The organism is uncultured Marinobacter sp., from assembly GCF_913055835.1.
Taxonomy (GTDB): domain Bacteria; phylum Pseudomonadota; class Gammaproteobacteria; order Pseudomonadales; family Oleiphilaceae; genus Marinobacter.
In genome coordinates this window covers 316,847-338,186 of the sequence record NZ_CAJXKQ010000001.1, presented here as the reverse complement: position 1 = coordinate 338,186, position 21,340 = coordinate 316,847, and the positions used below count along the sequence as shown (strand labels likewise).

20 protein-coding genes are annotated in these 21,340 nt (G+C 58.2%); 4 read left to right on the top strand and 16 right to left on the bottom strand.

All coding sequences use genetic code 11. The features are described from left to right. The 11 genes from QZ534_RS01640 to QZ534_RS01590 all read right to left on the bottom strand — a co-directional run. Nucleotides 1-933: adenylosuccinate synthase (locus QZ534_RS01640; protein ID WP_296930649.1), on the bottom strand; the 933-nt coding region annotated here is incomplete at its 3' end. Between the two features lie 82 nt (nucleotides 934-1,015). Next, entirely contained in the window at nucleotides 1,016-2,197 is a 1,182-nt protein-coding gene (locus tag QZ534_RS01635; RefSeq protein WP_296930646.1) for an ATP phosphoribosyltransferase regulatory subunit, read from the bottom strand. Nucleotides 2,198-2,371: 174 nt separating this feature from the next. Beyond that, nucleotides 2,372-3,247, bottom strand: coding sequence for a protease modulator HflC (hflC, locus tag QZ534_RS01630; protein ID WP_296930643.1), 876 nt, complete (start codon nucleotides 3,245-3,247; stop codon nucleotides 2,372-2,374). Between the two features lie 2 nt (nucleotides 3,248-3,249). Beyond that, nucleotides 3,250-4,437, bottom strand: coding sequence for an FtsH protease activity modulator HflK (gene hflK / locus QZ534_RS01625; protein WP_296930639.1), 1,188 nt, complete (start codon nucleotides 4,435-4,437; stop codon nucleotides 3,250-3,252). Between the two features lie 83 nt (nucleotides 4,438-4,520). Continuing rightward, a complete protein-coding gene (gene hflX / locus QZ534_RS01620) occupies nucleotides 4,521-5,819 on the bottom strand; it encodes a ribosome rescue GTPase HflX (RefSeq protein ID WP_296930636.1) in 1,299 nt (432 codons plus the stop codon). Nucleotides 5,820-5,937: 118 nt separating this feature from the next. Beyond that, a complete protein-coding gene (gene hfq, locus QZ534_RS01615; RefSeq protein WP_008170056.1) occupies nucleotides 5,938-6,189 on the bottom strand; it encodes an RNA chaperone Hfq in 252 nt (83 codons plus the stop codon). 33 nt (nucleotides 6,190-6,222) lie between these two features. Further along, the gene (gene miaA, locus QZ534_RS01610; protein ID WP_296930672.1) at nucleotides 6,223-7,191 is read right to left on the bottom strand and encodes a tRNA (adenosine(37)-N6)-dimethylallyltransferase MiaA; all 969 of its coding nucleotides are present in this window, start codon (nucleotides 7,189-7,191) and stop codon (nucleotides 6,223-6,225) included. A 64-nt stretch (nucleotides 7,192-7,255) separates the two neighbouring features. Further along, nucleotides 7,256-9,166 carry a DNA mismatch repair endonuclease MutL gene (mutL, locus tag QZ534_RS01605; protein WP_296930633.1) on the bottom strand — a complete coding sequence of 637 codons (1,911 nt, stop codon included), beginning with the start codon at nucleotides 9,164-9,166 and terminating at the stop codon, nucleotides 7,256-7,258. A gap of 20 nt (nucleotides 9,167-9,186) precedes the next feature. Then, entirely contained in the window at nucleotides 9,187-10,545 is a 1,359-nt protein-coding gene (locus QZ534_RS01600) for an N-acetylmuramoyl-L-alanine amidase (protein ID WP_296930631.1), read from the bottom strand. A gap of 38 nt (nucleotides 10,546-10,583) precedes the next feature. Next, nucleotides 10,584-11,081, bottom strand: a complete 498-nt coding sequence (gene tsaE / locus QZ534_RS01595) for a tRNA (adenosine(37)-N6)-threonylcarbamoyltransferase complex ATPase subunit type 1 TsaE (protein WP_296930627.1) — start codon at nucleotides 11,079-11,081, stop codon at nucleotides 10,584-10,586. Continuing rightward, entirely contained in the window at nucleotides 11,072-12,631 is a 1,560-nt protein-coding gene (locus QZ534_RS01590) for an NAD(P)H-hydrate dehydratase (RefSeq protein ID WP_296930624.1), read from the bottom strand. Before QZ534_RS01590 ends, tsaE begins: the two co-directional genes overlap by 10 nt. 147 nt (nucleotides 12,632-12,778) lie before the next feature. Here QZ534_RS01590 and queG point away from each other — a divergent pair, with 147 nt between their 5' ends. Beyond that, a complete protein-coding gene (queG, locus tag QZ534_RS01585; RefSeq protein WP_296930622.1) occupies nucleotides 12,779-13,858 on the top strand; it encodes a tRNA epoxyqueuosine(34) reductase QueG in 1,080 nt (359 codons plus the stop codon). Here the strand turns inward: queG and orn are convergent. Next, nucleotides 13,853-14,395 carry an oligoribonuclease gene (gene orn / locus QZ534_RS01580; RefSeq protein WP_296930619.1) on the bottom strand — a complete coding sequence of 181 codons (543 nt, stop codon included), beginning with the start codon at nucleotides 14,393-14,395 and terminating at the stop codon, nucleotides 13,853-13,855. The genes queG and orn overlap by 6 nt on opposite strands. 281 nt (nucleotides 14,396-14,676) lie before the next feature. On the opposite strand from orn, the gene rsgA reads away from it, so the two are divergent. Further along, nucleotides 14,677-15,732, top strand: a complete 1,056-nt coding sequence (rsgA, locus tag QZ534_RS01575; RefSeq protein ID WP_296930617.1) for a small ribosomal subunit biogenesis GTPase RsgA — start codon at nucleotides 14,677-14,679, stop codon at nucleotides 15,730-15,732. A gap of 11 nt (nucleotides 15,733-15,743) precedes the next feature. Here the strand turns inward: rsgA and motB are convergent, their stop codons facing one another. Together motB and motA are read right to left on the bottom strand one after the other, a co-directional pair. Beyond that, entirely contained in the window at nucleotides 15,744-16,703 is a 960-nt protein-coding gene (motB, locus tag QZ534_RS01570) for a flagellar motor protein MotB (protein WP_296930614.1), read from the bottom strand. A gap of 31 nt (nucleotides 16,704-16,734) precedes the next feature. Next, on the bottom strand, nucleotides 16,735-17,586 hold the full coding sequence (gene motA / locus QZ534_RS01565; protein WP_064228636.1) for a flagellar motor stator protein MotA: 852 nt from the start codon (nucleotides 17,584-17,586) through the stop codon (nucleotides 16,735-16,737). A gap of 174 nt (nucleotides 17,587-17,760) precedes the next feature. On the opposite strand from motA, the gene asd reads away from it, so the two are divergent. Next, on the top strand, nucleotides 17,761-18,615 hold the full coding sequence (asd, locus tag QZ534_RS01560) for an archaetidylserine decarboxylase (RefSeq protein WP_296930611.1): 855 nt from the start codon (nucleotides 17,761-17,763) through the stop codon (nucleotides 18,613-18,615). A 15-nt stretch (nucleotides 18,616-18,630) separates the two neighbouring features. Here asd and epmA read toward each other — a convergent pair whose 3' ends face one another. Both epmA and efp read right to left on the bottom strand, forming a co-directional pair. After that, entirely contained in the window at nucleotides 18,631-19,599 is a 969-nt protein-coding gene (gene epmA, locus QZ534_RS01555; RefSeq protein WP_296930608.1) for an EF-P lysine aminoacylase EpmA, read from the bottom strand. Between the two features lie 7 nt (nucleotides 19,600-19,606). Next, complete coding sequence (gene efp, locus QZ534_RS01550) at nucleotides 19,607-20,182, bottom strand: elongation factor P (protein WP_041645387.1); 576 nt, start codon at nucleotides 20,180-20,182, stop codon at nucleotides 19,607-19,609. Nucleotides 20,183-20,227: 45 nt separating this feature from the next. Between efp and epmB the strand changes: the two genes are divergently transcribed. Then, the gene (gene epmB, locus QZ534_RS01545) at nucleotides 20,228-21,268 is read left to right on the top strand and encodes an EF-P beta-lysylation protein EpmB (protein WP_296930605.1); all 1,041 of its coding nucleotides are present in this window, start codon (nucleotides 20,228-20,230) and stop codon (nucleotides 21,266-21,268) included. The last annotated feature ends 72 nt before the right edge of the window (nucleotides 21,269-21,340 follow it).

The following is a 21,340-nucleotide window of genomic DNA, read 5'->3' as shown; positions in this document are numbered from 1 at the left end:
AAACCAGCCACAACGACGGGCACGCCCGGTTGTGGTGCCCACCTCATTGCCCTTAACCGCCAGGTGCTTGCCCATATTATCAAACAGTTCGGTCGGGAACGGGCCGGAACCGACTCGGGTGGTATAGGCCTTGGTGATGCCCAGTACATAGTCGAGGAACAGCGGGCCAAAGCCGGAGCCAGTCGCGGTGCCGCCGGCGGTGGTGTTGGAAGACGTCACGTACGGATAGGTACCCAGGTCAATATCCAGCAGCGAACCCTGGGCACCCTCGAACAGGATGTTCTCCCCACGCTTGCGGAAGTCGTGCAGCATGTCAGTCACATCCGCAGCCATGGGCAGAATTTCCTCACCCATCTGCTTCAGCTCTTCCAGGGCCGCATCAATATCCTCGGCTTCTTCCTTGAAGTACTCGGTCAGGATGAAGTTGTGGTACGACATGATCTCCCGCAGCTTCGTTTCGAAGTCGGCGGGATTGCACAGATCACCCAGGCGCAGGCCTCGGCGGGAAACCTTGTCCTCATAGGCCGGGCCGATACCGCGACCAGTGGTGCCGATCTTGTCGACCCCACGAGCCCGTTCCCGGGCCTGATCAATGCGGACATGGGTACGAAGAATGATCGGGCAGGCGAGGCTGATGCGCAGGCGATCGCGAACCGCCACATCATTGGCTTCCAGCTCACGCACTTCCTTCAACAGGGCCTCGGGCGACAGGACGACACCGTTACCGATCAGGCAATAGACGTGTTGCCGCAGAATGCCGGAAGGAATCAGGTGAAGCGCTGTTTTCTTGCCATCAATTACCAGGGTATGACCGGCATTGTGCCCGCCCTGGAAGCGAACAACCGCTGATACCTTGTCAGTCAGCAGGTCAACAATCTTACCCTTGCCTTCATCACCCCATTGGGTGCCCAGCACAACAACGTTTTTACCCATGATTCTCTCTCAATGCGGCTGCCCCGGAGGACAGGCGTTTCGCAAGTTTACCTGTAAATGAATTCACCAAAGCCCGGGGGCATCAGCCCAGCTTCTGCACAACCCATTGGCCGTTCAGTTTCACCAGCTCACGGTCACAGCCTCTGGCGGCCGGATTCACACCCTCGTCTTCAGGCAGGGCCCGGACAACGGTTTCTGTCATTCTCAGACCGGAGATGACGCCTTCGAGGGCGGGATCATCGTCCGCCGGCGCCCAGACTGCACCCGCTTTCCGTGCCACCCGCTCCCCCAGGGAGACAAGTGCCCGGATATCGAGACTGAACCCGGTTGCCGGGCGGGCCCGCCCAAAATCACTGCCAATGGCGTCGTATCGGCCACCCTTGGCCACGGAATCACCATGGCCAGGCACATAGGCCGCAAACACCAACCCCGTGTGGTAGTTGTAGCCACGGAGCTCACAGAAATCGAATCCGAAGCTGATGTCCGGATAATCCCGGCTCAACACTTCGGACACGCGCCCGAGCTGGTCGAGTGCGGCATCCAGGCTGTCGGAAGCGCCCTGCAGGATCCGGCGGGCTTCGCTGAGGGCTTCCGGGCCACCGCTGACGCGAGCGAGCTCCCGAAGCCGAGCGCCGGCAGAGCCGGACGCACACTGGCCAAGCAGTTCGTCAAGCTCGGGCACTGATTTGCGGGCCATGGCATCAAAAATGGCGCTCTCGGTATCCCTGTCAAAACCCGCTTCGCCGATCAGGCTCTCGTAGATGGCCACGTGGGCCAGATCCAGATGGATATGGGGCAATCCCGCCACCCGGAGGGTTTCCAGCATCAGGCTGATCACTTCCATATCCGCCGCTTCGGAGCCACTGCCAAACAGTTCGCAGCCCGCCTGGATGGGGGTACGCCCTGTCAGCATGTGCCTTGGCCGGGTGTGAAGCACATGCCCGGCATAGCACAGCCGTGTGATCCCTTCCTGGCCCAGGGTATGGGCATCTATGCGGGCGGCCTGGGGTGTCATATCGGCGCGAACACCCATCATGCGACCGGTCAACTGATCTGTGAGCTTGAAGGTCTGAAGCTCCAGATCGTTTCCGGTTCCGGTAAACAGGGATTCGAGGTATTCGATAAGCGGTGGGATTACCAGCTGATAACCCCAGCGCTGGCAGGTATCCATTACATCCCGACGCAGGGATTCGATCCGTCCGGCCAATGGGGGAAGAATATCCTCGACCCCGTCTGGCAGTAACCAGCGATCAGATACTGTCATGAGATTCCGTTGTCCGTTATATCCGCTCCGGCACAGTGGGCTGGGGGATCACACAGGATTTAAGGCGGCACTCGGTGAAAAGCCCGACACAAAACCGGCAGAATTTTACACGGTTGGCGGGCACAAAAAAACCGGAATACGGAGGTATTCCGGTTTTTGCTGTCGGGCTCCGGTTTACTGGGCGCCCTGGGGGTCGTTCAGGAACTTCATGAACGCGCTATTGGAGTCGATCACCATGATGTCATCCTTGCTCATGAAGGTATTGCGATAAGCCTGAAGGCTCCGGTAGAAACTGTAGAATTCCGCATTCGAGCCATAGGCTTCAGCGTAGATTCTGGCCGCTTCGCCATCGCCCTCACCCCGGGTTTCTTCTGACTGGGCAAACGCCTCCGCAAGAATGACGGTTCTCTGGCGATCCGCGTCGGCTCGAATACCCTCGGCCAACTCGCGACCCCGGGAACGAAATTCCTGGGCCAGCTTTTCACGCTCCGTCGCCATCCGACGATAGACGTTTTCACTCACCTGTCCCGGGAATTCGATTGCCTTGACCCGGATATCCAGAACCTCGATACCGAATTCGCTCTGTGCGGTCTGGTTTACACGATCCCTCAGGGTGTGCATCAGCTCATCACGCTGACCGGAGACCACTTCAACCATGGTCCGGATACCGAACTCGTCCCGCAGCCCGTTGTCGACACGGGAGGCAAGCAGCGACTGGGCGCGGAACTCATCACCACCGGTCGCCCGGTAGAACTGGTCCACGTCCCGGATTTTCCAGGCGATGTAGGAGTCCACATCCAGGGGCTTCTTCTCCACGGTCAGGTACTGCCGGGAGGGCAGATCCATGGTAAGAACCCGGATATCGAATTCCCGGACCTGGTCAATCACCGGAACCTTGAAATGGATACCCGCCTGAATGTCCGTCTCTACCAACTCACCGAACCGGAGCAGAACTCCCCGGTGGGTTTCCGGAATGATGTACACGCTGGACAGTACCAGCAGGACAACGATAAGGGCGCCTGCAAGGCCCACTACACCTTTAGGTCCCATAATTATCTGCTCCTCCGAACGGTCGTATCCTGCCTGGTTCGCAGTTCCTGCAGAACCTGATCAGTCAGGGTCTGGATGTCCACATTGCTCTGGTTGCTACCGGAGGACGATCCGCCGGAACGTGGCAACGAGCCCTGGGTCAGACGATCAAGGGGCAGGTACATCATGTTGCCACTGCTTTCTGTGTCCACCAGGATCTTGCTGCTGTTAGCCAGAACGGTTTCGAGGGTTTGGAGGTACATCCTGTCTCGAGTAACAGTCGGAGCCATCTGGTAAACCGCCAGCAGTTCGTTGAATCGCGCCGTTTCACCGCGGGCCCGCTCGATCACTTCTTCCTTGTAGGCATTGGCCTCTTCAATCATACGCTGAGCTTCACCGCGGGCCTCAGGTACGATTCTGTTGCGATAGGTTTCGGCTTCTTCCTTGACCCTCTGCTCGTCCTCCCGGGCACGCTGAACCTCACGGAACGCGTCCTGAACCGGGGCGGGAGGCTGGGTACTTTCTACGTTCACCCGCACCAATTCCAGGCCGGTGCCATAGTCCCTCAGGAAGGTCTGCAGCCTTTGCTCAACCCGAACTGCAAGTTCCGCACGGCCCTCGGTCAGCACGTCATCCAGGGTAGAACTGCCTACCTCGTGACGGATGGCACTGTCTGTCGCGAATGCCAGCGCCTGGTTGGAGTCACGCACGTTCAGTACGTAGGCTTCAGCGTCGCCCACGCGGTACTGCACCTGCAGATCCACGGTTACCAGGTTTTCGTCCTGTGTCAGCATCTGTCCACTGGACTCGGCAGTACGAACACTGGTGACACGCACCTTGGTCACACTGTCGATCAATGGCACCTTGAACCTCAGACCCGGATTCGCGGTCTGATGGTATTCACCGAATCGAAGTACAACCGCCCGTTCCTGTTCGTCCACGGTGTAGAAAGACTGGAAGATGACGTAGCCAACCACCAGGATAGCTGCCAAGGCGAGTATCGCCCCGAAGCCACCGGCGCTTCCGCCGCTACTGCCACCGCTTCCGCCGGACTTGCCTCCCTTGCCGCCCAGCATCTTGTTAAGCTTGTCGAGGCCTTTTTTCAGCGCCTCGTCGAGGTCTGGCGGCCCCTGATCATTGCCGCGTCGACCACCACCGGTACCCCAGGGGTCATTGTCGTTACGGTTTCCACCCGGTTCGTTCCAGGCCATAGTGCTCTCCGTTACTGACTTATAGATAGAATGGCTGCAAATACTAGGGATTTATCTCCGCCCCGGCAATAGCCGAGGCGGTTTCATGCGTGGCCAGCGTCCAGCCTGACTGACCTCTCGTTAACTCCGGCCCGGCTGAGCAGTTGCTGCCAGTCCCGATTCTGTAATCGCACTTCGACAACCGTATCGCCGGAATCACGGTACTCCTCACTGATAACCGATCCGGCTTCGTGCAGCAGCGCGCGCAATTTGCCATCCGCCGGACCGAGCAGAACAAAGTGGTGAACAACGTCTTCCGCCACCCGTTCAACGATCGCATCGAACAGGCCGTCGAGCCCCTCCCCGGTTACCGCAGACACCCAGGCCCGTACCGGAATCCCTTCTTCATTCCGCTCAACTCTTGGTGTGAAGTTTTCCAGCAGATCAATCTTGTTGAACACCTGCAGAACGGGAATTTCATCTGCCCCGATCTCGGCCAGAACCTCTTCAACCTGTTCAATATTCTCGTCCCGGCGCGGGTCATGGCTGTCGATGATATGCAGCAGCAACGTTGCCTCAGTGGTTTCCTCCAGCGTGGCCCGGAACGCCTCGACCAACTTGTGCGGCAGGTGCCGGATGAACCCTACGGTATCCGCCATTACGACCGGACCGATATCCGGAAGTTCCAGCCGCCGCAACGTCGGATCCAGCGTGGCAAACAACTGGTCTGCAGCATATACGGAGGAAGTGGTAATACGGTTGAACAACGTGGATTTACCGGCGTTGGTGTAGCCCACCAGCGATACCGTGGGAATGTCAGCCCGCTGACGGGCCCTTCGCCCCTGGTTCCGCTGGCGACGCACCTTTTCCAGGCGTTTGTGGATGGACTTGATCCGCTCCCGCAGGAGACGGCGGTCTGTTTCCAGCTGGGTCTCACCGGGCCCGCGAAGCCCGATACCGCCTTTTTGCCTTTCAAGGTGGGTCCACCCCCGAACCAGGCGCGTGGACATATGCTCGAGCTGGGCCAGCTCTACCTGGAGCTTGCCCTCGTGAGTCCGCGCCCGCTGGGCAAAGATATCGAGAATCACACCGGTCCGGTCCAGCACACGGCATTTGAGCTCATGCTCAATGTTGCGCTCCTGGCGTGGACTCAGGGCATGGTTGAACAACACAACATCAGCGTCACTGGCCGCTACTGCGTCACGAATCTCTTCGAGCTTGCCCTCGCCGACGAAAAATCTCGGGCTGGGCTGCTTGCGGGACCCGGTAACAGTAGAGACCGGCTCAACGCCGGCAGAGGTTACCAGTTCCCTGAACTCACCAGGGTCTTCGGTGCCATCGTGGGCGGTAAAATCGATGTGGACGAGGACTGCGCGCTCACCGACATCAGGACGTTCAAACAATTGGCATCAACTCCGGGGTATACACAGGATGAGATTCATAAAAACAAACACCCGCGACCACAAGACTCCTGAGCGGAATCTTCTGGAACGCGGGTGGCAATATCGGGGAACGGATGAATCAGTCTTCAGACTCGCCCTCTCCTCCCGGAGCCTGCTGCGGAATGCGAACATTACGTGCAGGTACCACAGTGGAAATTGCGTGCTTGTAGACCATCTGGCTGACAGTGTTTTTCAGCAAAATCACGAACTGGTCGAAAGATTCGATCTGGCCCTGAAGTTTGATACCGTTGACCAGAAAGATGGAAACCGGAATGCGTTCCTTGCGCAATGCATTGAGGTAAGGGTCTTGTAACGAATGCCCTTTTGACATGTGTTTTCTCCTGTTTTTAGTAAATGCAGATCGTCATTTGTCAAAATTAAATGTGGTGCGAAGTCGGATTTTTTTCAAGGCCGCCTCGGCGATATGTTTGTCGTCGCTGTCCAGCCAGTCCACATCGGACCACTTGCGCAACCAGGTCAACTGCCGCTTGGCCAGCTGTCGTGTTGCTGCCACTCCCTTGCCGACAAATGTCTCGTAATCGTCTTCCCCGGACAAATAACTCCAGGCCTGGCGATATCCGACACAACGCATGGAAGGGAGATCAGGGTGCAAGTCATCCCTGAGCATCAGTGCCCGCACTTCGTCGAGAAAGCCTGAATCCAGCATTTTCAGGAAACGCAGGCGAATTCGCTCATGAAGCACCCGCCGCTCCGGCGGCATAATGGCAAGCTGGACAACAGTATACGGAAGCAAAGATGTTTCGTCTGCCTGCCAGCGAGTGAAATAGGTGTAATCCTCAATATCACCGTCTTGCGCCGCGGCCGTTGGTTGCCCGCCCGTGTCGGATTCAGCCTTCCAGAACTCGGAAATCGGCTTGCCGGTGAGCCGCAGAACTTCCAGGGCCCGCATCAGACGCTGCCGGTTATTGGGATGGATACGCTCCGCTGCCACCGGGTCACTGCTTCGAAGCTCCTCGTGCAGGGCCTCCCAGCCACGCTCTCCAGCCTCTTGCTCAAGGTCACGCCGCACCGCCGGGCTAGCCGATGGCAGACCTGACATACCGTGAAGCAGTGCTTTGAAATACATCATGGTGCCGCCAACCAACAGCGGAATCTTGCCCGCCGCCGTTATTTCGGCCATCGCCGCCATGGCATCACGACGAAAATCTGCAGCGGAATAGGTTTCAGCGGGATCGCAGATATCAATGAGTCGATGGGGCGCCCGCGCCAGCTCTGCAGCCGTCGGCTTGGCCGTGCCGATATCCATACCGCGGTAAATCATGGCGGAGTCCACACTGATGATTTCGCAGGGCAGGAGATCACAGAGCGCCATGGCCAGGTCTGTCTTACCTGAAGCGGTGGGGCCCATCAGGAAAATGGCCGGGGGCAGCGACACCTCAGCGCCCCCGTAAAAACAGCTTGTCCAGTTCGGACATGGTCACCAGAGTCCATGTGGGGCGGCCGTGGTTACATTGACCGCTACGTTCGGTAGCCTCCATATCCCTGAGCAAGGAGTTCATTTCCGGAATCGTCAACTGCCGGTTGGCACGAACAGACCCATGGCACGCCATGGTTCCCAGCAATTCGTGGGTTACTGCTTCGACGCGATCACTCTGGCCATGCTCGATCAGATCCGCCAGTACGTCACGCACCAGCTGCTCTGTGTCGGCACCGCGCAGGAGTGCGGGCACCTGCCTTACCGCCAGTGTTTCCGGGCCAATGCGCTCGATCTGCAATCCCAGTTTCTGTAACTCCTCACCGTGGCTCTCGGTGAGAGCTGCCTCTTTCTGGCTGACCGCCAGCGACAAAGGCACCAGCAGTGGCTGGCTTTTCAGATCCTGTTCGGCGAGTGCACGTTTCATTCGCTCATAGGTAATTCGCTCATGAGCGGCGTGCATATCCACCACGATCAGCCCTGCGCGCCCCTGGGCAAGGATGTAGATTCCATGCAACTGGGCAATGGCATAGCCCAGGGGTGGCTCCTGATCACTGTCGACGGGCGGCGTGGGCATTGGCGCGGCAACGCTGTCTGCGGTGGGCAGGGACTGCGGCCCCTCGCTGCCCCCTCCGGCATTCAGGGACTGATAAAAGGCCATTTGATCGCTGGCCCGCCACTCCTGCTGAGGCTGGGGCTGCCCGCCAAATCCGGTACTTGAGCCACCAGGATAACCGTAATTGGGTACCGACGGTTGGCCGTTCCAGCCCCCCTCTACAGGAACACTGTTAGCCGGGACTCCTTCCTGGGCTGGGGCCGAGGCTTCGCGACCGAAGGATTGCGCCACCGCACCGCGAAAGTGATCGTCCGGCCGAACGTCAGCCAACGCCTTGTGCAGGGTTCTGAAAATGAAATCGTGCACCAGGCGGCCATCACGGAACCGCACTTCGTGCTTGGTCGGGTGAACGTTGACGTCGACGGTGGCGGGATCCACCTCCAGATACAGCACAAACGCCGGATGCCGGTTATTGTAGAGCACGTCCCGGTATGCCTGACGCACGGCGTGGGCCACCAGGCGATCCCGGATCACGCGACCGTTGACGAAGAAATACTGGAGATCGGCCTGGCTGCGCGAGAACGTGGGCAGGGCTACCCACCCCCAGAGCCGGAGCCCGGTGGCCTCCGCATCAATGACCACGGCGTTATCTATAAACTGCTGGCCACACAGGGAACCAATACGACGCTCGCGATCAAGGGCCGATTCGGCCGGCCTCAAGCTCTGCACGACCCGCTGGTTATGGCGCAACGTGAAACCAGCATCGAAGCGGCTCAGCGCCTGACGTCGCACGCACTCCTCAACGTGATTGAATTCTGTCTTTTCAGTACGCAGGAATTTGCGGCGAGCCGGGGTATTAAAAAACAGGTCGCGCACTTCAACGGTCGTTCCGACCGGATGCGCGGCAGGCGAAATTCTCGCGTCCATTTCCCGGCCTTCGACTTCCACCCGGGAAGCAGCTTCCTGCGACTCGGTTCTGGAAGTCAGGGTAAGGCGGGAGACAGAACTGATACTGGCGAGCGCTTCCCCGCGAAAGCCGAGAGACGCCACTGCCTCCAGGTCATCGAGACTGGCGATCTTGCTGGTTGCATGGCGACTGAGGGCAAGGGGCAGATCGTTTTCGTCAATGCCGCTGCCGTCATCCCGAACGCGGATCAGCTTGACGCCGCCCTGCTCCACTTCAACATCTACCCGGTTGGCACCGGCGTCCAGGGCATTTTCGACCAGTTCCTTGACGACAGACGCAGGGCGCTCCACCACCTCACCCGCGGCAATCTGGTTCGCGAGCCGTGGTGACAGCAATCGAATGGGGGGCATGTTACAGAAAAACCTCTTGATCAGGACGCGGGAATACGAATGGTTTGCCCTACCATAACACGGTCGTCCCGAAGGTCGTTAAACTGCATCAGCTCGCTGACGGTGGTCTGGTTTTTCCGGGCGACGCCGGAAAGCGTATCGCCCCGCTGTATACGGTAGTGGCTGATGCTGTCTCCACCCTGGCGATTCTGTTTCTGCCAGGCCAGCAGAGTTCCCGGAGGCGGCGTCTTCTGGAAGTAATCATCGATGCCTTTCATGATGGCGCCGGCCAGTTTGTTGCGATACCACTCGGTTGCCAGGTTTTTCTCTTCCTGGGGATTCGAGATAAACCCGGCTTCCACGAGAATGGAAGGAATATCCGGCGATTTGAGGACCGCAAAAGCGGCCTGCTCAACACCCGGCTTGTGCAACTTGGCCACGCCACCCAGTTTACCGAGCACCGAGCTGCCAACACCCAGGCTGGCGTTGATACTTGCCGTCATGGACAGATCCAGCAAAACACCGGCGAGCATGTCGTCACGGCCATCCAGCGACAATCCGCCGGCCCCGCCGATCAGATCAGACCGGTTCTCGCTATTGGCCAGCCAACGGGCGGTCTCACTGGTGGCTCCTCGCTGGGACAGGGCAAATACCGAGGCCCCCTTGGGCTGCGGCGTTCGGAAGGCATCGGCGTGTACCGAGACGAACAGGTCGGCGTTGTATTTCCTGGCCAGAATCGTGCGATTGCGAAGGCCAATGTAGTAGTCCCCGGTCCTGGTCAGTTTGGCGGTATACCCCGGCCGATCATTGATCAGGCTGGCCAGGGTTTTCGCCATTCTCAGAACCACATCTTTCTCACGGGTTCCCCTGGGCCCAATGGCACCCGGATCTTCCCCACCGTGCCCGGCATCGATGACCACAATGATATCCCGCTTTCCGGATGCATCCTGGGTCACAGTAGGCGTGGTGGCCTTTTCCAGCCGACTGCCACTTTCGTCAATCAGATCGACAACAAGCCTGTGGCCGTACTGCTGGTTCGGCTCAAGCTGAAAGCTCCTGGGCTTGATGTCGGCTTTGAGATCCAGGACAACCCGCAAATCGGTGCCGTTCCTCGGCGCGCTGCGGATTCGCTTGATCGGGCTGCCGGAAAGGTCCAGACCCGAGAAGTCGGTGTTCAGGTTGGCATTTTTCAGATCGATAACCAGCCGGGCCGGGCTGCTCAGGGAGAAAATGTTGTGCTCTACCTGCCCGCCGGTATCCAGGACCAGCCGGGTGTGATCTGGCGCGGGCCAGATACGGGCGCTCTCGACCTTGGTCGCAGCCGACCCGTGAAACGCCAATGTCGCGAAAACCAGCGCCATCGGCCAGATCAGTTGTTTACTCAGCTTTGCACAATTCATAAAGCTTACCTGCCAGTTTATTCCCGGTTCCGGGCTAGCTATTGAGCCGGACCAATCAACTCCAGTTCGTTCAGCACCCTGGCGCCGTAATCTGAGCGCGCCCTGAGGACCACAGAGCGGCCCTCCGCCTGAGTTTCGAGATGAATCTCCAGATCCGGCTCGGGCAAAATACCTTTTCCGCGCTCAGGCCACTCGATCAGACAAAGGTTTTCACCGGAGAAATAATCCCGGATGCCCATATATTCGAGTTCTTCCGCATCACCCAGACGGTACAGGTCAAAGTGATAAGTCGGTGGATTCAGGGTTTCGTAGGGCTCCACCAAGGTGTAGGTCGGGCTCTTTACCGCACCTTTGTGCCCCAACTCGCGCATGACCCCCCGACTAAGGGTGGTTTTCCCCATACCCAGGTCGCCATCCAGATACACCACCAGACCACGGCCAGACTTGGCGACGCTTCTGGCCAGTTCCCGACCGAGATGCTCGGTTTCGGCCTCGCCTTGCAGGAAAACGCGACGTTCGTTGCCCATTATGCCCATGCTTCTCCCGCTCCGGGGCTTATTTCCGCTTTCCGAAACACCAACGGCAGCGCATCAATTACATCAGTTGGTATCAACCCGATGAACCCACTGCTTTCTGAAGCAGTGTCAGCTGCAGCCAGGTGCGCCGACGCTCCGATCACCGCAGCCTTTTGTCCATCACCAATCTGCCCCAGAACCGCGCCAATAATCCCCGAAAGTACGTCACCCATACCACCGGTAGCCATACCCGGGTTGCTGCCGCTGATGACATCAAGGAAGCCGCCTTCCGAAGCGACAATGGTTCCAGCGCCTTTTAACAGAACCGTTCCGCCATACAGCGCCTGTAACTTTCGGGCGGCGGCCATCCTGTCCGCTTCCACCTCCGGCACCAGACAATTCAGTAGCCTGGCCGCCTCGCCCGGGTGTGGAGTCAACACATGATTATCCGCAGGTACAGCAACCCGACCGGACAACAGATTCAGGGCATCCGCATCCAGCACTCTTGGCTTGCCGCTGGCAATCACCTGTTCCAGCATCTGCTGGCCCCAGGCGCTTCGCCCGATGCCAGGACCGCATACGACAACCGAAGCGGCGTCCAACAGTGACGGCAATTCCGAACCGTGAATCAGTCCGTGAACCATCACCGACGGACACCGGGCCAGCGCCGCCGTCACATGCTCGGGCCGTGTTGCCAGCGAGACAAGCCCTGCCCCGGAGCGCGCAGCAGCTTCTGCCGCAAGCAGTCCAGCGCCGCCAAAGCCGCGATCACCGGCGACTACCAGGACATGCCCGAAACGACCCTTGTGGGCGTTGGCTGGCCGGGGCGGCAGCCAGGACATCACAGAATCCCAGTCACGACGAGCGGCTATCGGCACCTGGCCACTACCAGCGATTGATCCCGCGGTATCCAGAGATTCGAAGACCACTTCGCCGCAGACCGCTGCACCCTGCCCCGTAAAGAGGCCGGCTTTGAGCCCGATAAAAGTCACGGTCATGGCCGCACTGACCACATCCCCTTCCGCCGCTCCGGTGGTGGCATTCAGCCCGGAGGGCAGATCCACAGCCAGGACAGGAGCCGGCGCACTGTTACACCGGCCTATCATCGCCGCAAACGGCTCCCGGGGGGCGCCGGACACACCGGTACCGAGCATCGCGTCTACAATCAGCCCGGCACTCGCAAACAGATCATCCAGAAATGATTCGTTGAGCGCTGCCAGCTCCAGGACTCCAACGCCGTCCGCCAGGGCTTTCTGCCAGGCTTTTCGGGCGTCGCCGGACAGTTTGTCGGTTGGCGCAACAGCGACACACTGGACATCCAGTCCATGCCTCTTCGCGCTGGCTGCAACCAGATAGCCGTCACCGCCGTTGTTACCCGCACCGCATAACACCAGCACCGAGCCACAGTTACGCCAGCGGCGCACCAGACAACGAAAGGCGGCATGGGCAGCAGACTGCATCAGCTCAAAACCATCAACACCTTGTTGATCAATCACATAGCGATCAATTTCCCGCACAGCATCGGCGGAAAACAGTGCGTCTGGTAAACTGTGCCCAGCAGACGGTGGCATGAACCTTTGCTCCCGTTACAGAAACCGGTTTAAGAAAATTGGCCAGATACCTGTAAAGCATAGCAAAACAGTGAAAAAGGTCATAACTTAATCAGATTAAATATCCGTATCCGGGGTCGCGACCGAACTCCGCCACCGGCAGTGACTATGAGCGCCACATCATTGAGCACCAAACCACACCCGGAACTCGCTGATCTGCCAGCGCTTATCCGCCAGTGGGCGGCCGACCTGGGGTTCGCAGATCTGGGTATTACCACTGCGGACACCGGCAAGCATGCGAACCATCTGCAGGACTGGCTGGCAGCGGGTTATCAGGGCGAGATGGACTATATGGCCCACCATGGTGACAAGCGCTACACGCCCACCTCCCTGGTACCGGGCACCACCCGGGTAATTTCGGTCAGAATGGACTATCTGCCCTCACCGGACAGCCCGAAAGAAGCGCTTACTAACCGTGAAGGCGCCTATGTAACCCGCTATGCACTGGGGCGGGATTACCACAAACTGATTCGCAAGCGGCTTGCGCAGCTGGCAGCCAGGATTGATGAAGCCGTGCGCGGATACGACTACCGGGCGTTCGTGGACAGCGCGCCGGTACTGGAACGAGCACTCGCGCAGAGGGCTGGCCTGGGCTGGATTGGCAAGAACAACATGCTGATTCACCCGAGGGCCGGTTCGTTCTTTTTCCTGGGGGAAATCTTCACCAGCGCACCGCTGCCCATTGATGAGCCCTTTGAAACCGATCATTGCGGTAGTTGTTCCGCCTGCCTCGATCTCTGCCCGACCGACGCCTTCGTCGGTCCCCACAAGCTTGATGCCCGACGCTGCATCAGCTATCTGACCATTGAGCTCAAGGGGAGCATTCCCGAGGAGCTGCGACCATTAATGGGAAACCGGGTCTTCGGCTGCGACGACTGTCAGTTGGTGTGTCCCTGGCAGAAGTTCAGCAAACCAACCGGCGAGCAGGATTTTCAGCCCAGGCATGGGCTGGACAACAGTTCGCTGGCGGAATTGTTTCTCTGGACGGAGGAGCAGTTCCTGAAACGCACCGAGGGCTCGGCGATTCGGCGAACGGGCTATGAGGGCTGGCTGCGAAACCTGGCGGTTGGCCTGGGCAATGCGCCCTCAACCATTCCGGTGATCGAAGCCCTGAAACAACGGGCGGACCACCCATCAGAGATGGTCCGCGAGCATGTCCAGTGGGCACTGAAGCGCCACGGTTTATAGTTTGAAGAATTGTTCCCGGTAGTGGCGCAGTTCGTTGATGGAATCCCGGATGTCGTCGAGGGCAAGGTGACTGCCTTTCTTTTTAACCCCGGCCAGGACATCGGGGCGCCAGCGGCGGGCGAGCTCTTTCACTGTGGATACATCAAGGTTCCGGTAATGGAAGAAGTCTTCCAGTTCCGGCATGTATTTGACCAGGAACCGGCGATCCTGGCCGATGCTGTTGCCGCACAGGGGTGACTGACCCTTTTCGACGTGTTTTTTCAGGAATTCGATGGTCTGCTGTTCGGCTTCGGACTCGGAGATATCGCTTTCCTGAACCCGCTTGGTGAGGCCGCTTTCACCATGGGTTCGGGTGCACCATTCATCCATGGAGTCCAGGAACGATTGAGGCTGATGGACGGCGATAACGGGTCCTTCTGCAACAATATTGAGTTCTGAATCGGTGATAATAGTTGCCATTTCGATGATCCGCTCTTTTTCCGGATCGAGGCCTGTCATTTCCAGATCGATCCATACTAGGCGATTGGTTTCTGCCATTTTGTTACTAGCCTTCTAGATTTGAGTTCGCGGACGCGGGGTTGTTGATCCGGGAAACGCTACGAGCACATCCATGTGCGCTTGGCGTCGGCCATCCATGGCCGACGACATTCCCGGATCAACAACCCCACGCCCGCAGTAAAGTTGAGAGATATACAAGAAGAACGTCACTGCCGGTCCATTTTATTGAGATTACACCGGTCTCATTTGTCTTTGTATTGTGGACGATTAACGTATGATGTAACACCTCACGCACACCAAATCTGGCATCAGCTATCTACATGGCAAAACGGCGACTGAACAAACAGCAGCAATTCCGCATCAAGAAAGTCCAGGAGGAGCGTGCGGCCCGAGCGGCGCGCAAGGAGAAGAAGGTTCAGGAGCAGGCCGATGCCGGGGAGCTTGGTCCGGAGCAGGAAGGGTTAGTCATTGCTCACTACGGGCAACAGCTGGATGTCGAAGCCCTGGAGGGTGATCAGGTTGGTAACGTGGTGCGGTGCTTTGTTCGGGCCAACATCGATAGTCTGGTGACCGGTGACAAGGTTGTCTGGCGGCCGGGGAAGAATGAGACCGGAGTTATCGTTGCACGCGGTGATCGTCGCAATATTCTGCAGCGGCCGGATAATTTTGGTGCCCTGAAGCCGGTGGCCGCCAATATCGATCATATTATTCTTGTCATCGCACCAGAGCCGGAGCCACACGACAATCTGATCGATCGGTATCTGGTGGCGTCTGAGATCACGGACATTCCGGCGGTGATTTTGCTGAACAAGACGGATCTGATCACCGACAGCAACCGGGAGAACATTGACTCGCTTCTCGGCCGGTATGAGGCTCTGGGCTATGAGGTGGTGCGAACGTCTGCCGCGGAGTCTGGAGATAAGCCGTCGCCGGAGGTTGAGGCGCTGGTGAAGGATCAGACCAGTGTGTTCGTTGGTCAATCAGGCGTGGGCAAGTCTTCGATCATCCAGACCCTGATGCCTGACGAGGCCATTCGTGTTGGAGCTGTGTCAGAGAGTACCGGCAAGGGGATTCACACCACGACCACGGCCAAGCTGTTCCACTTGCCACTGGGCGGTGAATTGATTGACTCTCCGGGCATTCGGGAGTTCGGCCTATGGCATATGACGGCGCAGGAAATCGAGTATGGCTTCCGGGAAATCCGAGAGGTGATTGGCACCTGTAAGTTTCGCAACTGCCGACACATGGGGGATCCCGGCTGCGCCATCGACAGGGCCGCGGAGGAGGGGAAAATCAGCCCGGAGCGGCTCAAAAGCTTCCACCGGATTCTTCAGGATATGGCGGAGCAACAGGCCCGGGGGCTGAAGCTGGACTGACGTACCCGGCTTTACCAGTTCAACTCACCCGGCGCCGGTTCTTCTTTCTCCTGCAACCATTCACCGCTTTCCAGACGTTCCCGTGCCGCTTCCTGCTCCGCCTCGGTTGGCTGAGTCAGATCAATCAGGGGCTCATCAGACTGGCCGGCGCTGCTCTGGATGTTATCGACGGTTTTCTTGTTGAGGACGATGATGGAGATCCGGCGATTCACCGGCGCAGTCGGGTCTTCCTTGTCGAACAGCACGGAATCACTCAGGCCCACTACGCGGGCAATCTGCTGCTGGCGAACACCGCCGGCGACGAGAGCTCTTCTGGCGGTATTTGCCCGGTCTGCTGACAGCTCCCAATTGGTATAGCCGGGCCGACCGCTGAAGGGTGTGGAGTCAGTATGTCCGGTAATGCTGAGCTTGTTGTTCACGGAGCCCAGCGTTTTGGCGAGCTCAAACAGAATATCCTGGGAGTAATACTTCAGCTCAGCCCGGCCACTGTCGAACATCGGGCGCCCCGAGCGGTCGACGATCTGGATTCGCAAGCCCTCGTCGGTGATATCGATCAGCAGTTGATCCTTGAACTCCTGCAGGGTTTCGTTCTGTTCAATGCGCTCTTTCAACTCCTGGAACAGCTCTTCCATACGCCGTTGTTCGAGCGTTTCGGAGAGCTCATCCACCACCTGGTCTTCGATCTGGATCTGGCTGGACTCGATGTCCGGACTTGCCTCGTTGACCACCGACGCACTGCCCTCAAGGTCCACTGGGTTTGGAGATCCCCCCTCGGTAAAGCCAACGGGATCCCGGAAGTAACCCTCAACCGCTCTTTTCTGCTCCGGCGAGGCCGTGGCGGTTAACCAGAGCACCAGGAAGAACGCCATCATGGCGGTGGCGAAATCGGCAAACGCAACCTTCCAGGAACCACCGTGGTGGCCCCCGACAATTTTCTTCTTGCGTTTGATGATGATCGGCTGTTCTTCCACGAATCGGCTCCGGGGTCAGGTTCTGGCGGTATTACTTGGAGCGAACGTGATCGTTCAGTTCCTGGAAACCGGGTCGTTTATCCGTCGGCAAGGCCTTTCGGCCGAACTCGATGGCCATCTGGGGCGCCTGCCCGGAAACGGTCGCGACAATTGACGATTTGACGCACTCGTATGCCTTGAGCTCGTACTTTGCCGCATGCTCCATGGCAATGGACGTGGGGCCAACAAAGCCGTAGCCCATGAAAATGCCCAGAAACGTACCCACCAAGGCAGCAGCCACACTGAGACCGATCTTTTCCGGCCCTTCGGTGAGGAAGTTCATGGTGATCACGATACCGAGCACGGCAGCGACGATGCCGAGCCCGGGCAGCGCATCGGCAATCTTGTTGACCGCGTGGGCTGGCTCCTCAAGCTCGTGCTGACGGCTGTCGATTTCGTTCTCCATCATGCCTTCCAGCTCATGGGTAGCCATATTGCCGGAGCTGATGATGCGCAGGTAATCGGTGATAAAGGCCAGCAATTCCTTCGATTTCATGATGGCCGGATAGCGACTGAAAATCTGGCTGGACTCGGGGTTGTCGATATCTTCCTCGATTGCCATCACACCCTGTTTACGGGACTTGTCGAAGATCTCGTACATCAGGCTGAGCAAATCCATGTAGAAGGATTTATTGTAGGGTGATCCGGTAAGCAGCTGAAGACCTCTACCGAAAACCTCTTTGAGCGTGTGCATGGGGTTGGCAATGATGAACGACCCCAGAGCCGCCCCGAAAATGATCAGCACTTCGGTTGGCTGCCAGAGCACCATCAAATTGCCGCCGTGGAGAACATAGCCAGTCAGTACGCTGGCCAGAACAATAATCCCGCCGATGATCAGTAACATGGTAACTAAGCACGCCTTATATTCTTGGTTATCGGCCGGAGCCGGAAGCTGTCACGTAAAAGGTGACCTGATAATAGCAAGGCCACGCCCGAACCGCGAAGCCGTGAAACAATTTCTATACAGGTGGCAGTCTTTGGTAAACTTCGCGCCTTTGAGCGCAAAGGATTACATTTAATGTTCGACAAGCTTTTTGTTCTGAGCCAGTACATCACGCCGCAACTGGGGGTTTCCAACCTGGCCGGCCGCCTGGCCGACAGTGACACCTCCCCTGCGCTCAAGAACCGGGTCATCAAATGGTTTATCGGCCGCTACGGCGTTGACATGAGCGAAGCCGCCGAGACGGATCCGGAAGCCTATCCTACCTTCAATGCGTTCTTCACCCGAGCACTGAAACCGGGTATCCGCCCCCTGGCAGACGGCGAGAAAACCCTCATCAGCCCTGTGGACGGCGCTATCAGCCAACTGGGACAGGTAACCGGAGACCGGGTTTTCCAGGCCAAGGGCCAGTCTTTCAGCCTGAGCGAGTTGCTGGGCGGCGAAGAAGCAACCACGGCACCGTTTGCCAACGGCGAGTTCTCGACAATCTATCTGTCACCGAAAGACTATCACCGAATTCATATGCCGATGGCAGGTACGCTCAGGCAGATGATCCATGTTCCCGGCAAACTGTTTTCGGTGAATCCGGTCACTGCCGAGAACGTCCCCAACCTGTTCGCCCGCAATGAGCGGGTGGTCTGCATCTTCGATACTGATTCCGGCCCCATGGCAATGGTGCTGGTTGGCGCTATGATCGTTGGCAGCGTGGAAACCCGCTGGGCCGGCGTTGTTGTGCCCGGCAGCAGGCAGGTTACTTCAACCCGGTATGAAGGTGAGCAGGCCATCCGCTTCGCAAAGGGCGAGGAAATGGGTCGGTTCCGCCTTGGCTCCACGGTTATTATGGTGATGCCAAAGGGAGCCGTTACCTGGAACAGCGATCAGGTGGCAGGAAAAACCGTTCGCATGGGCGAAGCCTTCGGCGCCCTCGCCTGAGCACATCTGGCACACTCACGCCCTTTCGAACGGAAACGCCAATACCTCGCTGATATCCCGGACCCCGAGCTTTAGCATGAGTAGCCGGTCCAGCCCGAGCGCCACACCGGAGCACTCGGGCAGCCCCCGTTCAAGCGCCGCGAGAAAGGCGTCATCCAGCGCCATTTCGGGTTTTCCCGATCGCCTGCGCTGCTGGTTATCGGCCTCGAACCTCAACTTCTGCTCCTCTGGATCGGTCAACTCCCAGTAGCCGTTACACAGTTCAAGGCCATCGATATAGAGCTCGAAACGGTGCGCCGTTTCGTAACCCTGCGAAAGTGAGACCCTTGCCAAAGAGGCCTGCGATGCCGGATAGCCGGTAATGAAAACAGGCTTATCCCGCCCAAGATGCGGCTCCACCGCAAAACTCATCAGCAGATCCAGGCAGCCATCACGCCCAAGATCCGACAACTGCTCAGGCTCCAGCCATTGCTCACAGCGGCGCATCAGTTCGCGATCCGTTGCGGCAAATGGGTCGATACCTGCCCAGCGCGCCAGTGCGTCCCGATACTGAATAACGACGGGCCGCTGACACCCCAGCCAGCCACAGACAAGGTCCGACACCTCGTCCATAAGCGCCACGTCATCGAACCCTGTTCGATACCATTCCAGCATGGAGAATTCAGGGTTGTGGCGACGCCCCCGTTCGCCATTGCGAAACACCCTGGAGACCTGATAGATGGACCCAAAGCCTGCCGCAAGCAGGCGCTTCATGTGGTATTCGGGAGACGTCTGGAGCCAGCCCCCGGTCCGGGAACCGGCAGTGACCTGGGCATGGATGCCGTCGAGATTGACGTCGGTGACACCGCACCGGCCCAGCACCGGCGTCTCGACTTCCAACACACCTCTTTGCGCAAAAAAGCCGCGCACAAATGCCAGTTGTTGTGCGCGGCTTTTCAGTGCAGCCTGCGAGGCAGAAGGCTGCCAGACAGGTTCGCGGGTCATGGCTGGATCAACTGCTCTTCACCCGGCTGACGTATTCGCCGGAGCGGGTATCAACCTTGAGCACTTCGCCGATGGTGATGAACAAGGGTACGTTAACTACGGCACCGGTTGAGAGAGTCGCGGGCTTGGAGCCACCTTGGGCAGTGTCGCCCTTCATGCCCGGATCGGTATCAACTACTTCCAGCTCAACAAAATTGGGGGGCGTTACCGATAGCGGGGAGCCGTTATAGAGCGTTACCGTGTAGACGTCCTGCTCTTTCAGCCACTTCAGGGCATCGCCAACCGCCTTGGCATCCGCCGGGTACTGCTCGAAGGAGCCATCAGTAAGCATGAAGTGCCAGAACTCACCGTCGGTATAGAGGTATTCCATGTCCTGATCAATGACATCTGCGGCTTCCAGACTTTCGCCGGACTTGAAAGTGCGCTCCCAGACCCGGTTGGTCATGAGGTTACGCAGCTTTACGCGGTTGAAGGCCTGCCCTTTACCGGGTTTGACAAACTCGTTCTCGAGAATGATACACGGGTCGCCATCCAGCAAAACCTTAAGACCGCCGCGAAATTCGTTGGTAGAATATGAAGCCATGAAATGTCCACCTGACAAAATGCTGTTTAGAATTCGAAGGGCGTTATGATACAGCGAACCCCCGCCCGTATAGAAGCCCACCTTTCCGACCATGAGCATCGCAGCTGGCAGCAATTGCTGTCGGAGTCTGTGACCTCACCTGAAGAGTTGCTCCGCAGGCTGGAATTACCGGAGGAACCCTGGCTTTCAGGGGCGGAACAGGGCCACCGGCTCTTCCAGATCCGGGTGCCGGAGCCGTTTCTTGCTCGAATGGAAAAGGGCAACCCGGCCGATCCCCTGTTGAGGCAGGTGCTTCCCCTCGCGGAAGAAACCGGCCACGCACCCGGATTTATCAGCGACCCCCTGGAAGAGTCTGGCGCCATAGCAACCACCGGGCTTATCCGGAAATACCGCAGCAGGGCCTTGCTCATGGTGACGGGACAATGTGCGATCAACTGCCGTTACTGTTTTCGCCGGCACTTTCCCTATGAAGAGCAGCGCCTGAAACCGGACGACCGGCAGCAGGTGATCGACACCCTTGACGCCAGCCCGGAAATCAATGAGGTGATTTTCAGCGGTGGCGATCCGCTGGCAGTCAATGACCGACTGCTGGCCCAGTGGGCGACTGCAATCAGCAGCATCCCCCATATCCGTCGCCTGCGCCTGCACACACGCCTGCCCGTGGTTATTCCACAAAGGGTTTGCGACGAGCTCTTGAAATGGCTCTCCACAACGCCGCTTCAGGTCGTTATCGTTCTGCATGTCAATCATCCGGCAGAATTGGATACGCCCACTCGCCGTGCTCTCGGGCACCTGCGGGCGGCAGGCGCAACGCTGCTGAACCAGAGCGTTATTCTCAGGGGTGTGAATGATCGGGTTTCGGTGCTGGAAGAATTGAGTGAAAGGCTGTTTGAAGCAGGCGTACTGCCCTACTACATGCATGCGTTTGACCCTGTGGCGGGCGCCCACCACTACGATGTACCGGATGAAGAGGCGCGCAACCTTGTACGTGAGCTGCTAACGCGATTGCCGGGTTTCCTGGTGCCGAAGCTGGTGAGAGAGGAGCCAGGCAAGGAAAGCAAGACCCCGATCAACCTGTTCCCGTGACCGGAGTCGCAAAAAAGGGCCCAATTTCACTTGTCAAAGATTGTCAACTCATGATCTTCTCGCTTTTTACAG